Source organism: Anabaena sp. FACHB-595, from assembly GCF_048568275.1.
Lineage (GTDB): Bacteria > Cyanobacteriota > Cyanobacteriia > Cyanobacteriales > Nostocaceae > Trichormus.
The window spans coordinates 4,936,917-4,955,244 of sequence record NZ_CP183473.1 but is presented as its reverse complement, the minus strand read 5'-3'; the positions used below and the strand labels follow the sequence as shown (position 1 = coordinate 4,955,244).

Genomic DNA, 18,328 nt, shown 5'->3' with positions numbered 1-18,328 from the left:
ATTAGTAGGAATATTAAGCATCTTGAGGATTGAGATGAGCCATTTGCCAAGTTGTGTAAGTGCCGATGGGACTCCACAGCAAATAAGGAACTAGTAATAATGCTGCCCAACCAGAACTATTTAAGACAACCAGGGTTAAAATTAGGCTAATAACTAAACCTGTACCTCCGATAATTGTACCCACCCGAAGACTACGGAGCCTGGACATCACAGGTGTATATGCAATAGTCACAATTTCTAATAGCAAGTATAAACCCATGATCAACCATGTTGTATTGGTTCCTGGGTTTTTCTCCCACACAATATAAGCAGACCAAGCACCACAGATAAAAATTACAGTCCAGATCACTGGGATTGCTGCTTCAAATGTTAACCATCTGGGTCTTTGCAGGCGGTTGAACCACTTGCGATCGCTTGGTGCAATTAAATTAGCAGCCAAGGCTACTAAAATAGCCACACCGCCAATCACCATCCAAGATTTAATCATGTCCCTTATTCCTTAGCAAATGCTATTTATCGCTTAAATATGCCTGATTGTGCCTATATTTTGGCAACCAAAACCCTAATTACCCATCAATCCTAAGTTTGAGATACGTAACTTTATGTCTCCTGGGTGGAGGGGTGTTCTGTCTGTGGGTGGGCGTTTGTGTACAAGAGGGGAAATATCGTAGTGATTGGGGCATAAGCAAAGGAAATTGATATGGAAGCGGAATCAGAAATGCGCTCGTCACCTACTGTAGGGGGAGCGCCTACCCTCTACGGAATTGCCAATACAATTCGTCTCACAGGCTGGATTACTCTTTGGGTACAACTGGGACTGGCTGTGGTTGCTGGTTTAGCTTTACTTTTCGCCTCCACTGGCCGCGGCTTTGCAGAGCAACCAAACGCAGGACTGGGAATTGGCATATTTTGGGCTGTCTGCGGTGTTATAGCTTTATTGTTTAGTGTGTATTGGGATTTTCGTTACACCCGCATCGGTAAGCATTTAGCAAATCCCAATCCGGCTTTACACCCCAGCAAGGCAGATACAACTCAAGCGATTCGGTTAGGAATAATAGTAAGTTTAGTGGGAATACTACTAACCCTCATAGGTGCTGGTGCAACCTTGGGTGTACTCATTGCAAAATCTATTTCCCAACCACCAGGGGTAGCCATTACTGACCCCAACAAAATTATCAGGGCGCTGGATGTGTTTGTGATGGTAGGGAATATCAATGGTATTGCGGCCCATTTTGTGGGGGCGATCGCTTCAATTTGGCTACTGGAGAGAGTACATCAGCATTAATGATGATTTGAATTTGTTTCTTTTTCCCCTACCAATTCCAGACACAACTCCCGAAAATGATCGCCCCGTGCTTCAAAATTGGGGTATTGGTCGAAGCTGGCGCAGGCTGGGGATAACAAGACTACGGGGGCTTGATGGTGTTTAGCTAATTCTAGCGATCGCCTTACCGCTTTTTCCATCGTCTCCACGATTTCATAATGGGTATACCCAACTTCTTTTAGGCGTTGGGCGAATGCTGGTGCAGCACTACCAATAAGTAACACGGCTGATGTTTGCGCTTGGATTTTCGCCAACCAAGCTGTATCATCCCCTGGTTTGGCTTCACCGCCAGCTATTAAAACCACTGGGCTTTTCACCGATGCTAGTCCTACTTCCGCCGCATCGTAGTTTGTGGCTTTGCTGTCGTTGATAAAGTCGATGCCTTCCCAAGTGCAGATGTGTTCTAAGCGATGAGCAACCCCTGGAAATTCTCGCACCGCCTTGTCAATGGCATTGGGGGAAATATCTGCTAAACGGGCTGCGGCTACTGCCATGAGGAGATTTTGCAGGTTGTGCGCCCCTACCATGCGTAGAGCTGAGGCTTCGACAATTCTTTGGGGTGGGGAGTTTGGCAATTGTTCTACCACCCAGCCATCTTCAATATAAAAGCCTTTTTCACCAAGTAGGGATTCTTTCCCTTGCACACTTGTCCAATAGGCATCCGGCCAATGACTTGCACCTATCTTAGATAAGTAGGCATCATCACCATTGAACACTTGTAAATGGGATTGACGTAATAACTTGGCTTTAATGTCGTAATAGTTTTCTAAAGTCTTGTGACGGGCTAGGTGATCTGGGGTGAAGGTTGTCCAGATACTAATATGAGGGGCTAGGGTGACGGACGATTCTATTTGATAGCTGCTCATTTCCCCAATTATCCAATCGGGGGGTATTTCTGCTAGAGCCACTTCACAAGCCGCATAGCCAATGTTACCGCAAGCGGGGGCATCGAATCCGGCTGCTTGAAAGATAGCGGCAATTAAGGCTGTGGTGGTGGTTTTGCCGTTAGTGCCGGTAATTCCTACCCAAGGCAAAGACTTTAAATGTCGCCAAGCGAGTTCCATTTCGCCAATAGTTTCTATGCCCAAATCTCGCGCTTTGACTAAGTCGGGAATGTCCCAAGGAACGCCGGGACTCACAATAATCAAATCAGGTAAAGCACCAGCAAAATCTAATGAATACCCTAATTCAACTGTGATTTGTTCTTTAGCGAGTTCTTGTTGCTGTTTGAGGAGGGTATCGGAGGTGTTACTGTCGCTCAGAACTACCTCCCAACCTTCCCGTTTCAACAATCTCGCCGCAGCAACACCGGACTTTCCTAATCCAACTACATGGGCTTTGGACATAGACTGTGGCAGAGTTCCCTGGTTAAGCACTCATAATGGTAGCGCTTAATGGGCAAAAATTACACCACTTTTTATTGCTTTATACTACAGATTTTTCACGATCGCCCCAAAGTCAGCTAACACACGGGCATGATTCCGCAATAATCCCAGGATATTTAGGCGATTGCGCTTGATTTCTGGGTCGGGGTCAATCACTAAAACGCTATCTGCTCCATCAAAGAAGTTACTCACCGTAGGCGCAATCTCCACCAACCCCGCTACTAACAATTGATAGTTGCGTGACTCTTGTGCTGCTTGCGTTTGGGGTACTAGTTTAACCAAAGCATCATAAAAATCTGATTCGGAAGGCTTTTGGAACAATTCAGGACGCACTACAGATGTGGGGTCTAGCTGTTGGGTATCTAAATCACCTTGGGCTGCTAGGCGTGTGGAACGGTTCACGGTTTCGTAGATTTTATCTAGTGTACCGTCGCGGCGGATTTGTTGTAGATAGAGGGCGCGATCGCGCACATCTAGTAAATCCTGTAATGCCCGTTCTGTATATTCTGGGTCATTCTCTCCCAATACTGCATTTACTAAGTCGTAGTCAATTTGTTTCTCTTCTTGTAATAAGGTGCGAATACGTTGCAAAAAGAATTCATTTAAGGCTGTAATTAATGGCGCTTGGTCTTTATTGTATTGGGCAGCAAATTCGGCTACTGTTTGTGCCAGTAAACTAGCTAAGTTGATTTGTAAATTAGCAGCCCAAGTAATGTTAACTACAGCGTTAGCGGCGCGGCGCAAAGCAAAGGGGTCAGATGAACCTGTGGGAATTAACCCCAAGCCAAAGATACTCACTAAGGTATCGAGTCTATCTGCCAAACCCACAACTTGACCTGTGAGGGTTTGGGGTAAGATGTCATCGGCTCCCCGTGGTAAATAATGTTCAACAATTGCCGTGGATACTTCTGGACTTTCTCCACTAGCTACAGCATACTTTTGTCCCATAATTCCCTGTAGTTCTGGGAATTCAAACACCATTTGGGTGACTAAATCAGCTTTACATAATAAAGCGGCTCTTTGGTTGTTTTGGCGATCGCCTTCCCCTAATTGCAGTTGGCTACTAATCTGTGCAGCAACCTTAACAATTCTCTCTACCTTGCCACGTAAAGAACCAAGGTCTTCTTGAAAAGTGACTGTTTCTAATTGGGGTAAATAACTTTCTAAACTCTTGGATAAATCTGTTTTATAGAAAAACTGACCATCTGCTAATCTTGCCCGAATCACTCTTTCATTACCAACCGCAATCACTTCTGATTTAGTGGGGTCGCCGTTAGAAACGGTGATGAAATAAGGTAAAAGTTCTTTATGATCCCCAGTCTTGAATACAGGAAAATAACGTTGGTGACTCACCATGACTGTTGTCGTCACTTCCGTCGGTAAGTTTAAAAATTCTTCTTCAAATTTACCAACCACTGGGGAAGGCCATTCTACTAAGTTAGTAACTTCCTCTAATAAATCTGGGTAAATTTCTGTATAACCGCCTAATTTTTGCACCGTAGCGGCTACTTGCTCTTTAATTGTCGTCGTCCGTTCCTTAGCATTTACAGTCACATAACCATCACGCAGCGTATTGACGTAATCACCCGCTTTCTGAATTGTAATTGGTGCGGGATGTAAAACCCGATGACCGTAAGAAATGCGATCGCTCTTCACCGTCAAGGAACCATTCACCAATTCCAGGGGCAAAATCGCCTCATCTAATAAAGCAACTAACCAGCGAATGGGACGGGAAAATCTCACATCCCCATCACCCCAACGCATCAACCGCTTACCTTCTAGGCTATAAATCCATTGAGGGACAAGTTCGGTTAGAATGTCTGCCACAGGACGACCGGGTGTTTTTTTCTGAATAAAGACAAATTCCCCCTTATCCGTGGGGCGTACCTCTAACGCCTCTAGTTCTACCCCTTGCTTTTTAGCAAAACCTACGGCGGCTGGAGTTGGTTGACCATCTTTAAAAGCTGCTTGGGCGGGTGGGCCTTTGATTTCCTCTTCCCGATCTGGCTGTTGGGATGGTAAACCTGTGATGAGTACTGCCAAACGCCGGGGAGTCCCGTAGACCTCTACAGATTCACTGGTGAGGCTATTAGCTGCTAAACTCTGGGGAATCCGCGATCGCCACTGAGCGATCGCACCACCGAGAAAGCTTGCAGGTAATTCTTCTGTTCCAACTTCCAATAAAAACCCAGGCATAGGATTCTGTTTCTAACTTTGCGTAGCTTAACTTTATCAATTCCAACAGTTTACCTTGCCGTCAGGCTTAGGGTGTAAGGGTGTGGGGGTTTAGGGGTGTAAGGGTGTAGGGGAAGAAACTTTTACTCAGGACTTAGAGAGAGAAGCTAAATTTTGACCATTGACTCTTGACTCAGGACTCTTTTAATTAATAAGTTTCGGGTATAACTGCATGATTAGAAAACTTCGTCGTCTTGCCAAAGCAGTCAATAAACCATATAAAGATGAGTTCTATCATTACCCTGGAACCATCCCCGGAACTATCATTATTGATGCAGATGCGCCGCCACCGGAAATCGACTTAATTGACTATAGCCAAACTGATTTTACTCATCAACGAGTTGCCACACCGGAAGAATGCCTACCCTATTTGGATACCAGTTCTGTGACTTGGGTAGATGTCCAGGGTTTGGGTAATCAGGACATCTTAGAGCGAGTGGGGCAAGTTTTTGAGTTACCGCCTCTGGTTTTAGAAGATGTGGTGAATGTATCGGAACGCCCCAAAACGGAGGATTACGACGACCAATTATTATTTATTGCCCGGATGGTTGTACCCAAGGAAAGGGAATCAGGGTTTTATAGTGAGCAAGTCAGTCTAATTTTAGGTAAGCACTACCTGTTAAGTATTCAGGAAGAACCAGAGCATGATTGCTTTGCAGGCGTGAGGATGCGAATTGAAAAAGGTAAAGGAACTATCCGCCGCCAAGGTGCTGATTATTTAGCTTATGCTTTGCTCGATGCGATTATTGATGGTTTTTTCCCAGTTTTGGAACGTTATGGGGAAGCACTTGAGGATTTAGAGGAAGAAGTAATCGTTAGTCCTAGTCGCCAAACACTGCAAAAAATTTATCACGTGAGGCGCGAATTACTGCAACTGCGTCGGGCTATTTGGCCGCAACGAGATGCGATTAATGCTTTAATACGCGATCGCAGTCAACTCATTAGCCCGGAGGTGCAAATCTATCTCCGCGATTGTTATGACCATGCGGTGCAAGTCATGGATATGGTGGAAACCTACCGCGAGTTAGCCTCTGGATTGATGGATGTATACTTGTCAGCAGTCAGTAACAAAATGAATGAAGTTATGAAACTACTGACAGTGGTTTCATCAATCTTTATTCCCCTAACTTTTGTTGCAGGTATATATGGAATGAATTTCAATACGGAAAAATCGCCATACAATATGCCTGAGTTGAACTGGTATTGGGGTTACCCCCTGTGCTTAGGAGTTATGGGAGCGATCGCTTTTGCATTACTATTTTTATTTTGGAAACGAGGTTGGCTAGAAAATTCTTCTATGATTGAGCGTGATTAATATTGAACGTTGCCAAGGGGTTACGTAGGAAAAATTATTATATGGAGTTTATATAGTTAAGTATGACTAGGAGTACTGACCAAAATTTACTTGTCTTAACAATCTATATTATTGGTGTATCTTATATATTTAATCGCATGGTTGATGCCATTGATGATCGCATCAAATATGAGTTTAAAAAATCCGTAGTAGATGACCAACTCAAAGAACAAGAACTCGACGACAAAATTGGCATATCCTTTAAACTTGCAGCCTCTAACTCCTATGATGACGTTAAAGACCTCTCAATGAGCATTGAGAATAAATCTGATGATGTCGCTATTTATGTAGACTGGGATAATAGCTCTTTAGTAGTCGAGCATTCCAAACAATCACGGCGAGTGATTAGAAAATCACCAGACTTAACCCGTGACTTAGCTGTACCACAAAGTCCTAGTTTAATCGTTCCAAAAAAGACACTAACAGAGTCCATTACAGCCGAAGATGTCTTCGAGCGCGATCAGGTAGCTGGCACTTATTCAGCAAAAAAACCCTTAATTAATATTACAGGGTTACAAAAGGGCGGGCCACCTCAGAAAAAATTGTATGGCGAATTTATGAATAGAGGTAAGGAGTTAGACTTTTCTCTACAACTAGTACTGCGGGTAACTAAAGTACGAGCAGGTTTTGTTCCTGGGTCAGAATTTCCTCCCATATCCATTATTAATTGTCCCTTCACTATCAAAAAACTACCTTGGACTTATGCCCTACCCTGGAATAAAAAGAAATAAGCAAAACAGACACAAGACACCAACGAAGATTACACTGGAGCTAGGGAGAGAGTAGGCGTTGGCGGTTGCAGACCAGTTAGCTTAACTGATTTGAGGAAAGTCCGGACTCCCGAAAGACCAGACTTGCTGGATAACGTCCAGTGCGAGCGATCGTGAGGATAGTGCCACAGAAAAATACCGCCAAGATTGGGGACTGGGGACTAGGGGTTGGGGACTGGGGAAGAAACTTCCCAATCCCTAATCCCCCATACCCAATACCCAACTCTTGGTAAGGGTGCAAAGGTGCGGTAAGAGCGCACCAGCAGTATCGAGAGGTACTGGCTCGGTAAACCCCGGTTGGGAGCAAGGCCGAAGGAACTATGGTTGGTCTTTTACCAGTTCCGCTATCAGAGAGCCGCTAGAGGCGTTTGGTAACAAACGTCCCAGATAGATAATCGCCCTCGTGTAAAGCAATTTACACAGAGAACAGAACCCGGCTTACCACCAACTCTCTCCTCTTTTAGTCAATAGTCATTAGTCGATAGTCATTAGTTATTAGTCAATAGTCATTAGTCATTAGTCCCTAGTCAAAAGAAACGACCAATGACAACTGACAACTGACAACTGACAACTGACAACTGACAACTGACAACTGGCAACTGACAACTGACAACTAACAAATGACTCTTGTGTATCCCCGCCGTCAGAGGCAACTTGAAAGTTTAGTAAGAAAATTAGGTCTGCCAATAACAGCACCCATTAAGTGGGAATTGCTGGATTTAGCATTGACTCATCCTACTGTGTCTGAATCAGCTAATTATGAACAGTTGGAGTTTGTTGGTGATGCGGTGGTGCGGTTAGCGGCGGCTGTGATGCTGTGGGAGACTTATCCTGATTGCCCTGTGGGAGATTTTGCGGCAATTCGTTCGGTATTAGTGAGCGATCGCATCCTCGCCCAATTAGCCAGAGAATATGGTTTAGAATTACATTTACTAGTTGCTGGCAGTGCCACCAGTGACAAAATTGGTCAAGAGTCCCGATTGGCAGATGCTTTTGAAGCTGTTTTAGGTGCGCTTTATCTCAGCACTTCTAATCTAGAACTCATTCGCCCTTGGTTAGACCATCACTTTCGCCAACTAGCAGCCGAAATTCGCCTCGACCCCGCCAGACTCAACTACAAAGCCGCACTACAGGAATGGACGCAAGCACAATTTAAGGTTTTACCTGAATATCGAGTCGTCGAAATCAATCAAGCAAATCGCACTCAAGAACGTTTCGCCGCCGAAGTTTGGTTACACGGTAACAAACTCGGTGAAGGCAAAGGACGCTCTATCAAAGCCGCCGAACAAGCCGCCGCCAAAGTAGCCTTTTTGGCTATCACTCCTCCAGAAGAAATTGCTAATCAATAGTTTATAGTCCATAGTCAAAAGCAATTACACGTAACTATTGACGCTTAATCATTTACCAGTGACTATTAACTAATAACAAACATAAGAGATATTTCACGCAGCATATCTTTTATTAACGGGAGTTCAACGATTAAAAAACCCCTCTCCATAGAGCGTTCGCGTAGCGTGTGCTTTGCACTCAGCGCTTCTCGTAGAGAGTACCTCTCCCCTGCAAGGAGAGATACTTTAAAACCCCATTTTTAGTTCATATGTTAGCTCTTGACTCCCCTCTCCGCGTCGGAGCGAAAAGTCTGAGCGCCGGCTTCCGGCGATCAGAACTTTTCAAGAGAGAGGGGCTGGGGGAGAGGTCGAAAAAGACTTGTCGAACTCACTTTGTTATTTAGCTGTGTATAAAAAACCAGTTTTTAATGACCAATGACCAATGACTAAAATCGCTGTTATCGGGGTAGGACGCTGGGGAGTGCATTTGTTGCGGAATTTTTTAGCACATCCGCAAGCTGAGGTTGTGGCAATAGTTGATCCCCATCCAGAGAGGTTGGCGGTAGTCAAGCAGCAGTTTAAGTTAGCTGAAAATGTCCTGTTAACCACCGATTGGTCTGACTTACAAAAAGTGCCAGGATTAACAGCAGTAGCGATCGCCACCCCAGCTACCACTCACTATGCTTTAATTAAAGACGCTCTCGCTCAGGGCTATCATGTTCTGGCAGAAAAACCCCTAACCCTAGACCCCGTAGAGTGTCAAGAACTTTGCCAATTAGCAGAGCAACGGCAATTAATACTCATGGTGGATCACACCTATTTATTTCACCCAGCCGTAGAGGAAGGACAAACTGTCGTCCAGGCTGGTAAATTAGGCGAGTTGCGTTATGGCTATGCTACACGCACCCATTTAGGCCCTGTCCGTCAAGATGTTGATGCCTTATGGGATTTAGCCATTCATGATATCGCCATCTTTAACAACTGGTTAGGTCAAGTACCTGTAAGTGTACAGGCGACGGGTACGGTTTGGCTGCAAGGTGAGGGGAAAGAGGCAGGGGGCAGGCAGCAGGGGAGAAATGAGGAAGAAATTCTTACTCAACATTCAAACGGATTAGCCGATTTAGTTTGGGTAACACTAACTTATCCAGATGGTTTTAAAGCTTATATTCACCTGTGCTGGTTGAATAATGATAAACAGCGTCGCCTGGCGGTGGTAGGAAGCATTGGAACTTTGATTTTTGATGAAATGTCACCATCATCACAGTTAACTTTATTGCATGGCGAATTTGAACGGCAAGGAAATCTATTTTTACCTGTGAATCAAAGCCAAGAAGTTTTGGAGCTAAAAACAGGCGAACCTTTGCAACGAGTGTGCGATCGCTTTATTACTTCTGTTCTCCAGAATATACCCCCAAGCATTTCTTCTGGTTGGGTAGGTACAGAGTTAGTCAAAATTCTCTCTGCTCTAACCACATCTCTCCAACAGGGCGGTCAATCCGTGCCTCTTAAATAAATTTATAATAATTTACACAACTACTACAATACGAAAGCTTATCCACATCACAAAATCAATTACGAATTACGCATCATAAAAAGATTAACCCGCTCTAGATCAATATACTCTTCTTCTAACTTTGTTTTTTTAGAGCCGTAGTTTTCATTACACTCTAGAGGTATTGCTTCTGGATGGTTAGAGGAGAAAGAATCAGTTCCCTTAATTTCCTCATCTTCTTCTAAATTTTTCTGGTTTTTAATATTATTATCTGTGGCTGATAAACCTAATAAAGAGATATCAATCAATGGCAAAGTAATATTAACTGTCGTACCTTGATTTATACCAGCACTCTCCAAAGTGATAGTACCACCCATGAGTTCAATTAAGTTTCGTGAAATGGCTAAACCCAAGCCTGTACCCTCAAACTTTCGTGTAGTGCTACCATTCACCATCACAAAGGGACGGAATAGTTTATGTTGTTGAGCAGGTTCAATCCCTAAGCCGGTATCTGTAATACTAACCATCACTTGCGATTTACCCTCAATTCGAGTTTGAATGGTTGTCGCAATACTAATACCACCTTCATCGGTGAATTTAGTAGCATTACCAATTATATTAATTAATACCTGTTTTAATTTAGCTGCATCCGCCTTGACGGGAATGGGTTCTGTGCCTAAGTTGGTTTTCAGTTGCAGGCCTTTTTGTTGAACATTAACTGACTGTAAATTGATTACTTCTAAAAGTGTTTGTCGTAAATCTAAAGGTTGGCTAACTACAGAAAGTTTCCCAGCTTCAATCTTAGAAATATCGAGTAGTTCGTTAATAATTCCTAGTAAATGTATAGCTGTTTCATCAGCACGCTGAAGAAATTCTATTTCTTCCTCTCGATTATCACACAAACCATCTTTAACTAAACGTACGCAGTTGATAATAATATTTAATGGGTTGCGTAATTCGTGAGAAGTGGTAGCTAAAAACTGACTTTTAACTTGATTAGCACTTTTTGCGTCTTTCCATGCAGTCTCTATTTCTTCTGACCAAACTTTAAGCCTATCAACCATTTGGTCTATTGCTTGGGCTAGTTGGTTAAACTCGCGAATCTTGAAGTTATCAGGGACTCGTCTAGAGGTGTGGTGGCTATGAATGTTTAAAGCATAATCGCGCAATTCTTCCACAGGGCTAGCTAGGTAAGGCGCTAGATACAAAGATGCTACTAAACTTGCACCAATTAAACCAACTGTTAAAACAATTAGGATGAGTTTGATTTCTTCTAAGCCAAATAGAGCATTTTCTACAGTTGTCACAGACATGACTATCCATTTCTGCTGTGGCTTTATGCTTGTGGGACTGTCAATTACTGTATAACCTGCTACTAATTCTTTTTTATTATTGAAAATTAAATTGATTGGCTCATTACGTCCTGCAATTGCATTTTTGATGATGCTTTGTACTTGCTTTGCATCTGAGTGTTCTTTGATATTAGTTCCCACTAAATCAGGTAATGGATGAGCTAATATCGTCCCATCTTCAGCAATGACTATGGTGGAACCAGTGAGTGAACCTGGTTGATTACGAGTTTGTTTATACAATGCTGACTGAAGATTTAAAGCATATTGCAATTTCCCGGAATTATCATATACGGGGGCTGTGAGTAGCAATTGTAATTGCTCTTGAGGATTAGGTGGGCCTGTTACTCCAGGTTTTGGGGGAGCGATGCTTCTCAGTTCCACACTATCAGTTGGTAGAAATGGGCCAAATTGAGTAATTTCTTTTTTACCGCAGCTACTGGCAACGATTTCACCATTTTGCCAATTAATTAGTTGTAAGCATTCAATGTAGTTGGGTAGTGCTTGTACTAGCTGTGTGAGAAATGCTTCTATTTCCTCTGGAGAACCAGACTGTACAACTGTTGTGCGACTGGCAGTTAGTAAGTTGGTTTTAAGAGTGGCGATCGCATTAAGAATTCTCTCTCCTCTAATGACAGCACTTTCTTTGACATCCTCCCCCGTTTAGAAAACGGGGGATTCCAAGAATCACTTCTTGGGCTTTCTCTTTCCACGACTCGACTTATTTGGAGGAGTTACCTCACCCAAACAGAGGTCGATATCTCCAGAGACTTGAGATCCTGTGTGTCCCACAGTACGTAGTCCTAGTTCAAGTATGTTCCGTGCAGCGTTCCAATCCCTGTCTTGAATATGTCCACAGTGAGGGCAAGCATGAGTTCTTGTACTCAGCGACTTTTTCACTACTTCGCCACAGTTGGAACAATTCTGCGAAGTGTGATGGGGTGGGACTGCAACAGTCACTACACCAAACACTTTGCCGAAATACTCAACCCATTGCCGAAACTGCGTCCACGCTGCATCACTAATCGACTTGGCAAGATGTCTATTCCTGACCATGTTCCGCACCTGCAAATCCTCATAGGCTACCAAGTCGCTAGACTGGACTACGCACCTCGCCAACTTTACGGCGAAGTCTTTACGCTGCCTACTTACTTTAAGGTGTTTTCTACTCAAGCGATTTCTTGCCTTGACTCTGTTGTTAGAACCCTTCTTGGTTTTAGACAATCTGCGTTGCAATCTCTTGAGAGACTTTTCGCTTTTACGCAAGTGTCTAGGGTTCTCAACTGTATTGCCTTCGCTATCGGTCAAGAAATGGTTCAATCCCACATCCAGCCCAATAGTTTTAAGCGTTGGTTCTCGCCTTTCTACTCGCTCTTGGTCAATGCAAAACTGCGCGTAGTACCCATCGGCACGACGCACAACCCGCACCCTCTTGAACTGTTTCAACTGGTAGAAATGCAAGTCACGAGTTCCCCAGAGTTTGAAAGTTCCTGCTTTAAATCCGTCGCTAAAAGTGACATAACGACGGTCACTACTAAGCTTCCAGCCGCTAGTTTTATACTCAACACTCCCATGCGTCTGTTCTTTTTTAAAGCGTGGATAACCTTTCTTCCCGGTTTTGTTTTGCTTGCAATTGTCAAAAAACCGAGCAATTGCACTCCACGCTCTTTCAGCAGAAGCTTGTCGAGCCATAGAGTTGAGTTTGGCAACGAACGGAAAGTTTTCATTGGCAGCAAGGACAGCGCAATAAGCACTCAAATCATACCTGCCGATGTTTTGGTTGTCCATCCAATACCGGAGGCAAGCATTGCGGACAAAACGAGCAGTTTTAATCGCCTCATCCAGCAATTGATACTGCTCGTTTGTTCCTTCAAGTTTTGTCTCAAATACTAGCATTTTTACGTCAAACTCTCTGACGTAATTATACCATGTTACGACCGAATAAATTCGGTCATTCGCTTATATCCCCCGATTAAAAATACGGGGGCTTTACGCTTCACGGCTCGTAAGATTCTGTCGCGCAGTTTTTAGTAAGCTAGAGCGTGCCTTATTCAACGCCGCTATCTGTCCAACAAACAACACCGGGACAAACAAGAGCAAAATCCTGGTTACTAAAATACGTCGAAAGGATGATTGACCGTTACTAGGCATCTAGTGTCTCACTTCGCAACTGCACATTACAACAGAAAACACGGGCAATTAAACTAGCTAAAGGAGACATTTATGAAGTTATCATAAATTTGTTATCAGGAAATAAAAGTATCAAATATTTAATATACAAAAAGCAACGTAATATACAAAAACTTAAGCAAAGTAGATGTAGTGGAGACTTGTGCTGCATACAGATCCAGTACCAAGTGACAAAATATCTTACGGGTAAGGGGCTTCCCATTCAAAAATATCTCATCTTGTTCCCAACTTTATGCAGGTAAGGGACAGGGCGCGGGGAGCCGAGGGAAGACAGAAAACGTGATTGAATAATTTATGGTATAGAAGTCCCTAAGCTTGCACCTACCCAGGAAGGGAAACTGCAAAATTTAAACAGCTTACAGATTATTTAAGCGTTTATGTAAAGTTATGATACTTTTGTTTCTGGCATCATTTCCGACGATCAAACCAACCTTATGGTGCAACACCGTCCTCATACCACAGTAGTTTTGGCAATGAGTGCAGATGGCAAGATAGCAGATTTTAGGCGATCGCCTGCTAGATTTGGTACCAGTGTCGATAAAACACACTTGGAACAACAAATTGCTGCCTCTGATGCCGTTTTAATAGGTGCTGGCACTCTCCGAGCTTATGGTACAACACTGACCGTATCAGATACAGTTCTGCTGCAACAACGCCAACAGCAAGGCAAGCCTGACCAACCGATTCATATAGTGATTACACATTCTGCTAACCTCAATCCGGAAATTAGGTTTTTTCAGCAGCCAATCAGGCGTTGGTTAGTTACAACAACCTTAGGCCAGAATTTTTGGCAAGGACGCTCGGAATTTGAGCGCATTATGGTTTTTGAAACTCCAACAGGAGAAATCGACACTATCACAGCCATAGAGCAACTAACATCACTACAAATAGCACGATTGTTAGTATTAGGTGGGGGCGCATTAATAGCTTCTATGCTGGAATTAGATTTAATAGATGAATTTTGGCTTACTGTCTGTCCATTAATTTTAGGCGGTGTGACTGCACCCACACCCGTGGATGGTAAAGGATTCACATCACAATTAGCTCCCCATCTTCAACTTTTGGAAGTAAAAAAAGTGGCACACGAAGTTTTTCTCCACTATCGGCTACAACGGTAGATGAATTAAATTGGTCGTTAGTCTATCTAGTCCCCAGTCCAAGGCAAAAGGCAAAAGTCAAAAGAAAAAACTTTTACCTTTTTACTTTTTACTTTTTACTTTTTTGTCCCCAATCCCCAATCCCCATATATGGTTGAACAACTCAAGCCTCGCTATTCCAGCGTTTGGATTAACAAAATAGCTGAAGTACCCCAAGATGCTTGGGATGCTTTAGCCTTACCACTTAAAACTCCTTTTTTGGAGTGGGATTGGCTGAATAATTTGGAAACTTCTCACAGTGCTACAGCTAAAACTGGTTGGTTACCAAATCACTTGACACTGTGGCGAGATAGAACATTGATTGCTGTGGCTCCACTGTATATTAAAGGACATAGCTATGGTGAGTTTGTTTTCGATCATCAGTGGGCAGAGTTAGCCGAACGTATCGGTGTGCAGTACTATCCCAAACTTTTGGGTATGACACCATTTACACCTGCCGAAGGTTATCGCTTTTTAATTGCCGATGGGGAAGATGAAGAGGAAATTACTGCCATGATGGTGCATGAAATTGACTCTTTCTGTGTCAAACATAATATTTCTAGTTGCCATTTTCTCTATGTTGATCCCCAATGGCAACCAGTATTAGAAAAACAAGGGTTTACAGCTTGGTTGCACCATAGTTTTATTTGGGAAAATTCAGGGTTTCAAAATTTTGATGATTACTTGACGGTGTTCAATGCTAATCAGCGTCGTAATATTAAGCGCGAACGTAAAGCTGTAGAAAAGGAGGGTTTACAACTGCAAGCCGTGGTGGGTGATGCCATCCCTAAGTCTCTATTTCCCTTGATGTATCAGTTTTATGCTGATACTTGTGACAAGTTTGGTTGGTGGGGTAGCAAGTATCTAACAAAGCAATTTTTTGAGCAGTTACACCATAACTATCGCCATCGGGTTGTGTTTTTCCCTGCTTATCACGAGCAAGATCCTCGCCAGCCTCTAGGTATGTCTTTTTGTTTGTTTAAGGACGATCGCTTATATGGTCGTTATTGGGGCAGTTTTCAAGAAATTGATTGCTTACATTTTGATGCTTGCTATTATGCACCAATTGAGTGGGCGATCGCTAATGGTATTCAAAGTTTTGATCCTGGCGCTGGCGGAAGACATAAAAAACGTCGCGGTTTCCCTGCTGCACCTAATTATAGTCTCCATCGCTTTTATAATAATCGTCTAGGACAAATTCTCAGTCCCTACATTAGTGAAGTGAATCAATTAGAAGAGCAGGAAATTGCAGCTATCAATGCAGAGTTACCTTTTAGTCAAAAGTAAATAATCATTAGTCAGTTGTCAGTTGTCATTGGTTCATAGTTATTCTTTTTTGCTTCTCCTGCTTCTTCCCACTCCCTGCCTCGAAATACTGATGATTGCAGGTAACACGTAACTAATAAAGATTTACACTTGATATGGAGTGTAAAATCCTTGAATAAAGAAATTTAATTTTTAAAGCTTATGGATTTGATAGTTGAAGATTTAGCTGCCATTGATAATAAACTTTCTCAGCGTCATATTGACCTTGACCCGAACGGATACTTCATTATCTATATAGATAAAACTGCTGGCCTGATTTATGCCAAGCATTTTACAAATATCATTGACGAACGTGGTTTAGCGGTAGACCCAGAAACAGGGAAAGTAATTCCTGCTAGAGGGAAGGTGGAAAGAACTTACACAACTGTTTTCGCTGGAAGAACAGCCAAGGAACTTTGTGTCAAAATTTTTGAAGAAACTCAGCCCTGTCCCGTAACTATGTTAGATCATGCGGCTTATTTAGGCCGTGAATTTGTCCGTGCTGAAGTTGCTTTGGTAGCAGGGCAAGAGTACGTACAAGATTAAGTAGGGAGTAATAAGTAAGGATTAGAACATCAGAAAATCATTCTTCCCCAGCCCCCCTGCTCCCCCCTGCTCTCTACTCCCCTAATCCCTGCCTCCTAAACCTAGCCTTCAGATGATGGTTGAACAGCTAGGTAAATGTAGTAAGTTGCCATAGGAATGATGGTAGCGGCAATTAAAAGCCCTACTACCCAAGCAGTGGCGTTACCTTTGTCGGTTTCTTCTGCTTTTTTGAATGTGCCTTCAACTTGCACTTTGTCAACGATTTGTGGGGGGCCGGGATCGGGTTGACCGGAGAGAACAGCAACTAGGCGATCGCTGGCATCTAAAAATGCCTGATTATACTTATTACCATCTCGTAAGGGTGCAGCTAATGTTTCCTCAGCCACGCTGTTGGCAATGGTATCTGTGAGTAAAGGCTTAACTTCATCTCCAGTAATAATGGCGGTACCGTTAGTCACTGTATCCAGTACTAACAAAATTTGATTTGCTTGGGCTTCTTTGCTGGGGAACCACTTTTCAAACAGAGCTTGAGCAAAGCTTTCTGGAGTTTCTCCATAGTCTAGGCGATGGATAGTCACAAATCTGACTTCCTTACCTGTTTCTTTTGCTAAGTCCTCTAAGCTACTACTAATTGCACCTTCATTGATTCGGCTAATTACATCGCCTTGGTCTAATACCCATGTAGAATCACCTGCTGTCAGGTTTGGTATTTGATACACTCCTGAAGCTAGTGCGGGGGCGCTAGATAGCGAAGCAGCGAGAATGATAGCCAAAAAAGGCAATATCAGCCGGATGAGGAGTTTTTTCATCCTAAAAACTTGCTGAAAGATATGTGTCATTGGATAATTCCATAAGTACGAATAACACAAAAATACTACATAACTAGTGTCAAAATCACCCTCTAAGGGGGGTTAGGGGGGATCAGCAAGTTATTAAAGTCACATTTTACCATTTTTAAAACAACCTCTTAGAGAAGTCATTTATAATTGTTAATTACAAATTAAAAAGGACATTTGGCTAAAGTAGGAAAATCAAAATTCTTAAGCATTTCTAATAATTTAAATACAGCCGGAATATTTAGGGAATGAGGACTGACAGCTACAGAAATTACTTTTTCTATAGGTTTTGGTAGACTATGAACTTGTACGCCTGGGGGAATTGGTATTGCTGCTAAATAAGGCAAAATTGCTGCTGTTAATCCTTGATGTACCATGTTAACAATCATCGATTCTTCTGGAATATGACTGGTGGTGTTGATAAAAGGTGCTAACTGTTTGAGGTTTTGATTAAGGGATTTTTCAGAAGCTGAATGAGACACTATTACTGGTGAGTATCTAGCAATATCTTCCCAAGTAAATTGACAACTATTAACTTTAGCTTTCGGTGGTAGTAAAGCAATATATTCATCTCTGAGAATTTCCCATGTTGTAAATTCATCACTAGTGGGTAAAGAAGTGACACCTATATCAGCACGACCTTCACGCAAACACTGTTCTACATCAAGATCAGAAAGACATTCGATGATTGTGACAGCAACTTCGGGAAATTGGTTATGAAATTGAGCGATCGCTTTTGGTAATAGATGAGTTGCTACACAACGAAAAGCTGCAACTCTTACATGACCACCATGTAAACATTTGTGGGTGCTGGCTTCTTCCTGTATCTTTTCTAAGTGCTGCATTGCTTGGCGAATATGATGTAAAATTCGCTCTCCGACTGGTGTTAATACAGCGCCATGACGACCTCTAGCAAATAAAGGAATACCCAATTCTTCTTCCAAGGTAGCGATCGCATGACTAACCGCCGGCTGTGTCAGCTGTAATTCTAAAGCCGCTTCACTAAAATTACCACGCTCTGCCACTGCAACTACAGCGCGAAGTTGGGAAATTTTCATAGGGAATTAAACAGTTCAAT

General features: G+C 42.8%; 14 protein-coding genes, 1 other RNA gene and 1 pseudogene. 9 read left to right on the top strand and 7 right to left on the bottom strand.

The window, feature by feature from the left end; translation table 11 throughout:
- Positions 1-13: 13 nt before the first annotated feature.
- Positions 14-487 carry a TspO/MBR family protein gene (locus ACN222_RS20590; RefSeq protein ID WP_010998253.1) on the bottom strand — a complete coding sequence of 158 codons (474 nt, stop codon included), beginning with the start codon at positions 485-487 and terminating at the stop codon, positions 14-16.
- A gap of 213 nt (positions 488-700) precedes the next feature.
- Here ACN222_RS20590 and ACN222_RS20585 point away from each other — a divergent pair, with 213 nt between their 5' ends.
- A complete protein-coding gene (locus tag ACN222_RS20585) occupies positions 701-1,285 on the top strand; it encodes a DUF3611 family protein (RefSeq protein ID WP_010998252.1) in 585 nt (194 codons plus the stop codon).
- On the opposite strand, the gene murD is transcribed toward ACN222_RS20585, so the two are convergent.
- Both murD and glyS read right to left on the bottom strand, forming a co-directional pair.
- Positions 1,282-2,670, bottom strand: a complete 1,389-nt coding sequence (murD, locus tag ACN222_RS20580) for a UDP-N-acetylmuramoyl-L-alanine--D-glutamate ligase (RefSeq protein WP_010998251.1) — start codon at positions 2,668-2,670, stop codon at positions 1,282-1,284. The genes ACN222_RS20585 and murD overlap by 4 nt on opposite strands.
- A gap of 84 nt (positions 2,671-2,754) precedes the next feature.
- Positions 2,755-4,905 carry a glycine--tRNA ligase subunit beta gene (gene glyS, locus ACN222_RS20575; protein WP_010998250.1) on the bottom strand — a complete coding sequence of 717 codons (2,151 nt, stop codon included), beginning with the start codon at positions 4,903-4,905 and terminating at the stop codon, positions 2,755-2,757.
- A gap of 211 nt (positions 4,906-5,116) precedes the next feature.
- On the opposite strand from glyS, the gene corA reads away from it, so the two are divergent.
- The 5 genes from corA (at position 5,117) to ACN222_RS20550 (ending at position 9,909) form a co-directional block, all read left to right on the top strand.
- Positions 5,117-6,259: a magnesium/cobalt transporter CorA gene (gene corA, locus ACN222_RS20570; protein ID WP_010998249.1), complete on the top strand. Its 1,143-nt coding sequence runs from the start codon at positions 5,117-5,119 to the stop codon at positions 6,257-6,259.
- Between the two features lie 62 nt (positions 6,260-6,321).
- Positions 6,322-7,029, top strand: a complete 708-nt coding sequence (locus tag ACN222_RS20565; RefSeq protein WP_010998248.1) for a hypothetical protein — start codon at positions 6,322-6,324, stop codon at positions 7,027-7,029.
- A gap of 47 nt (positions 7,030-7,076) precedes the next feature.
- Positions 7,077-7,525: RNase P RNA component class A (rnpB, locus tag ACN222_RS20560), an RNA gene on the top strand.
- A 163-nt stretch (positions 7,526-7,688) separates the two neighbouring features.
- Positions 7,689-8,417, top strand: coding sequence for a ribonuclease III (gene rnc / locus ACN222_RS20555; protein ID WP_044522089.1), 729 nt, complete (start codon positions 7,689-7,691; stop codon positions 8,415-8,417).
- A 421-nt stretch (positions 8,418-8,838) separates the two neighbouring features.
- Positions 8,839-9,909: a Gfo/Idh/MocA family protein gene (locus ACN222_RS20550; RefSeq protein ID WP_010998245.1), complete on the top strand. Its 1,071-nt coding sequence runs from the start codon at positions 8,839-8,841 to the stop codon at positions 9,907-9,909.
- Positions 9,910-9,968: 59 nt separating this feature from the next.
- Here ACN222_RS20550 and ACN222_RS20545 read toward each other — a convergent pair.
- Both ACN222_RS20545 and ACN222_RS20540 read right to left on the bottom strand, forming a co-directional pair.
- A pseudogene (locus ACN222_RS20545) lies at positions 9,969-11,894 on the bottom strand (ATP-binding protein); the annotation flags it as partial.
- A 30-nt stretch (positions 11,895-11,924) separates the two neighbouring features.
- Positions 11,925-13,133 (bottom strand): RNA-guided endonuclease InsQ/TnpB family protein, encoded by a 1,209-nt coding sequence (locus ACN222_RS20540; protein WP_010994068.1) that lies wholly within the window; start codon positions 13,131-13,133, stop codon positions 11,925-11,927.
- Between the two features lie 728 nt (positions 13,134-13,861).
- Here ACN222_RS20540 and ACN222_RS20535 point away from each other — a divergent pair.
- The 3 genes from ACN222_RS20535 (at position 13,862) to ACN222_RS20525 (ending at position 16,414) form a co-directional block, all read left to right on the top strand.
- A complete protein-coding gene (locus tag ACN222_RS20535) occupies positions 13,862-14,545 on the top strand; it encodes a RibD family protein (protein ID WP_010998243.1) in 684 nt (227 codons plus the stop codon).
- A 129-nt stretch (positions 14,546-14,674) separates the two neighbouring features.
- Positions 14,675-15,850 carry a GNAT family N-acetyltransferase gene (locus ACN222_RS20530; protein WP_010998242.1) on the top strand — a complete coding sequence of 392 codons (1,176 nt, stop codon included), beginning with the start codon at positions 14,675-14,677 and terminating at the stop codon, positions 15,848-15,850.
- 180 nt (positions 15,851-16,030) lie between these two features.
- Positions 16,031-16,414, top strand: a complete 384-nt coding sequence (locus ACN222_RS20525) for a DUF4346 domain-containing protein (protein WP_010998241.1) — start codon at positions 16,031-16,033, stop codon at positions 16,412-16,414.
- Positions 16,415-16,515: 101 nt separating this feature from the next.
- Here ACN222_RS20525 and psb32 read toward each other — a convergent pair whose 3' ends face one another.
- Both psb32 and ACN222_RS20515 read right to left on the bottom strand, forming a co-directional pair.
- Positions 16,516-17,253, bottom strand: a complete 738-nt coding sequence (gene psb32 / locus ACN222_RS20520) for a photosystem II repair protein Psb32 (protein ID WP_010998240.1) — start codon at positions 17,251-17,253, stop codon at positions 16,516-16,518.
- Positions 17,254-17,414: 161 nt separating this feature from the next.
- Positions 17,415-18,308 (bottom strand): LysR family transcriptional regulator, encoded by an 894-nt coding sequence (locus ACN222_RS20515; RefSeq protein ID WP_010998239.1) that lies wholly within the window; start codon positions 18,306-18,308, stop codon positions 17,415-17,417.
- Positions 18,309-18,328 lie beyond the last annotated feature (20 nt).

Bases quoted from the DNA above. Each gene is read 5' to 3' on its own strand.
- corA (WP_010998249.1), top strand. From the start codon at position 5,117: ATGATTAGAAAACTTCGTCGTCTTGCCAAAGCAGTCAATAAACCATAT.
- ACN222_RS20530 (WP_010998242.1), top strand. From the start codon at position 14,675: ATGGTTGAACAACTCAAGCCTCGCTATTCCAGCGTTTGGATTAACAAA.
- murD (WP_010998251.1), bottom strand. From the start codon at position 2,670: ATGTCCAAAGCCCATGTAGTTGGATTAGGAAAGTCCGGTGTTGCTGCG.
- ACN222_RS20525 (WP_010998241.1), top strand. From the start codon at position 16,031: ATGGATTTGATAGTTGAAGATTTAGCTGCCATTGATAATAAACTTTCT.
- ACN222_RS20550 (WP_010998245.1), top strand. From the start codon at position 8,839: ATGACTAAAATCGCTGTTATCGGGGTAGGACGCTGGGGAGTGCATTTG.
- ACN222_RS20590 (WP_010998253.1), bottom strand. From the start codon at position 487: ATGATTAAATCTTGGATGGTGATTGGCGGTGTGGCTATTTTAGTAGCC.
- ACN222_RS20535 (WP_010998243.1), top strand. From the start codon at position 13,862: ATGGTGCAACACCGTCCTCATACCACAGTAGTTTTGGCAATGAGTGCA.
- ACN222_RS20540 (WP_010994068.1), bottom strand. From the start codon at position 13,133: ATGCTAGTATTTGAGACAAAACTTGAAGGAACAAACGAGCAGTATCAA.
- psb32 (WP_010998240.1), bottom strand. From the start codon at position 17,253: ATGACACATATCTTTCAGCAAGTTTTTAGGATGAAAAAACTCCTCATC.
- glyS (WP_010998250.1), bottom strand. From the start codon at position 4,905: ATGCCTGGGTTTTTATTGGAAGTTGGAACAGAAGAATTACCTGCAAGC.
- rnc (WP_044522089.1), top strand. From the start codon at position 7,689: ATGACTCTTGTGTATCCCCGCCGTCAGAGGCAACTTGAAAGTTTAGTA.
- ACN222_RS20565 (WP_010998248.1), top strand. From the start codon at position 6,322: ATGACTAGGAGTACTGACCAAAATTTACTTGTCTTAACAATCTATATT.
- ACN222_RS20585 (WP_010998252.1), top strand. From the start codon at position 701: ATGGAAGCGGAATCAGAAATGCGCTCGTCACCTACTGTAGGGGGAGCG.
- ACN222_RS20515 (WP_010998239.1), bottom strand. From the start codon at position 18,308: ATGAAAATTTCCCAACTTCGCGCTGTAGTTGCAGTGGCAGAGCGTGGT.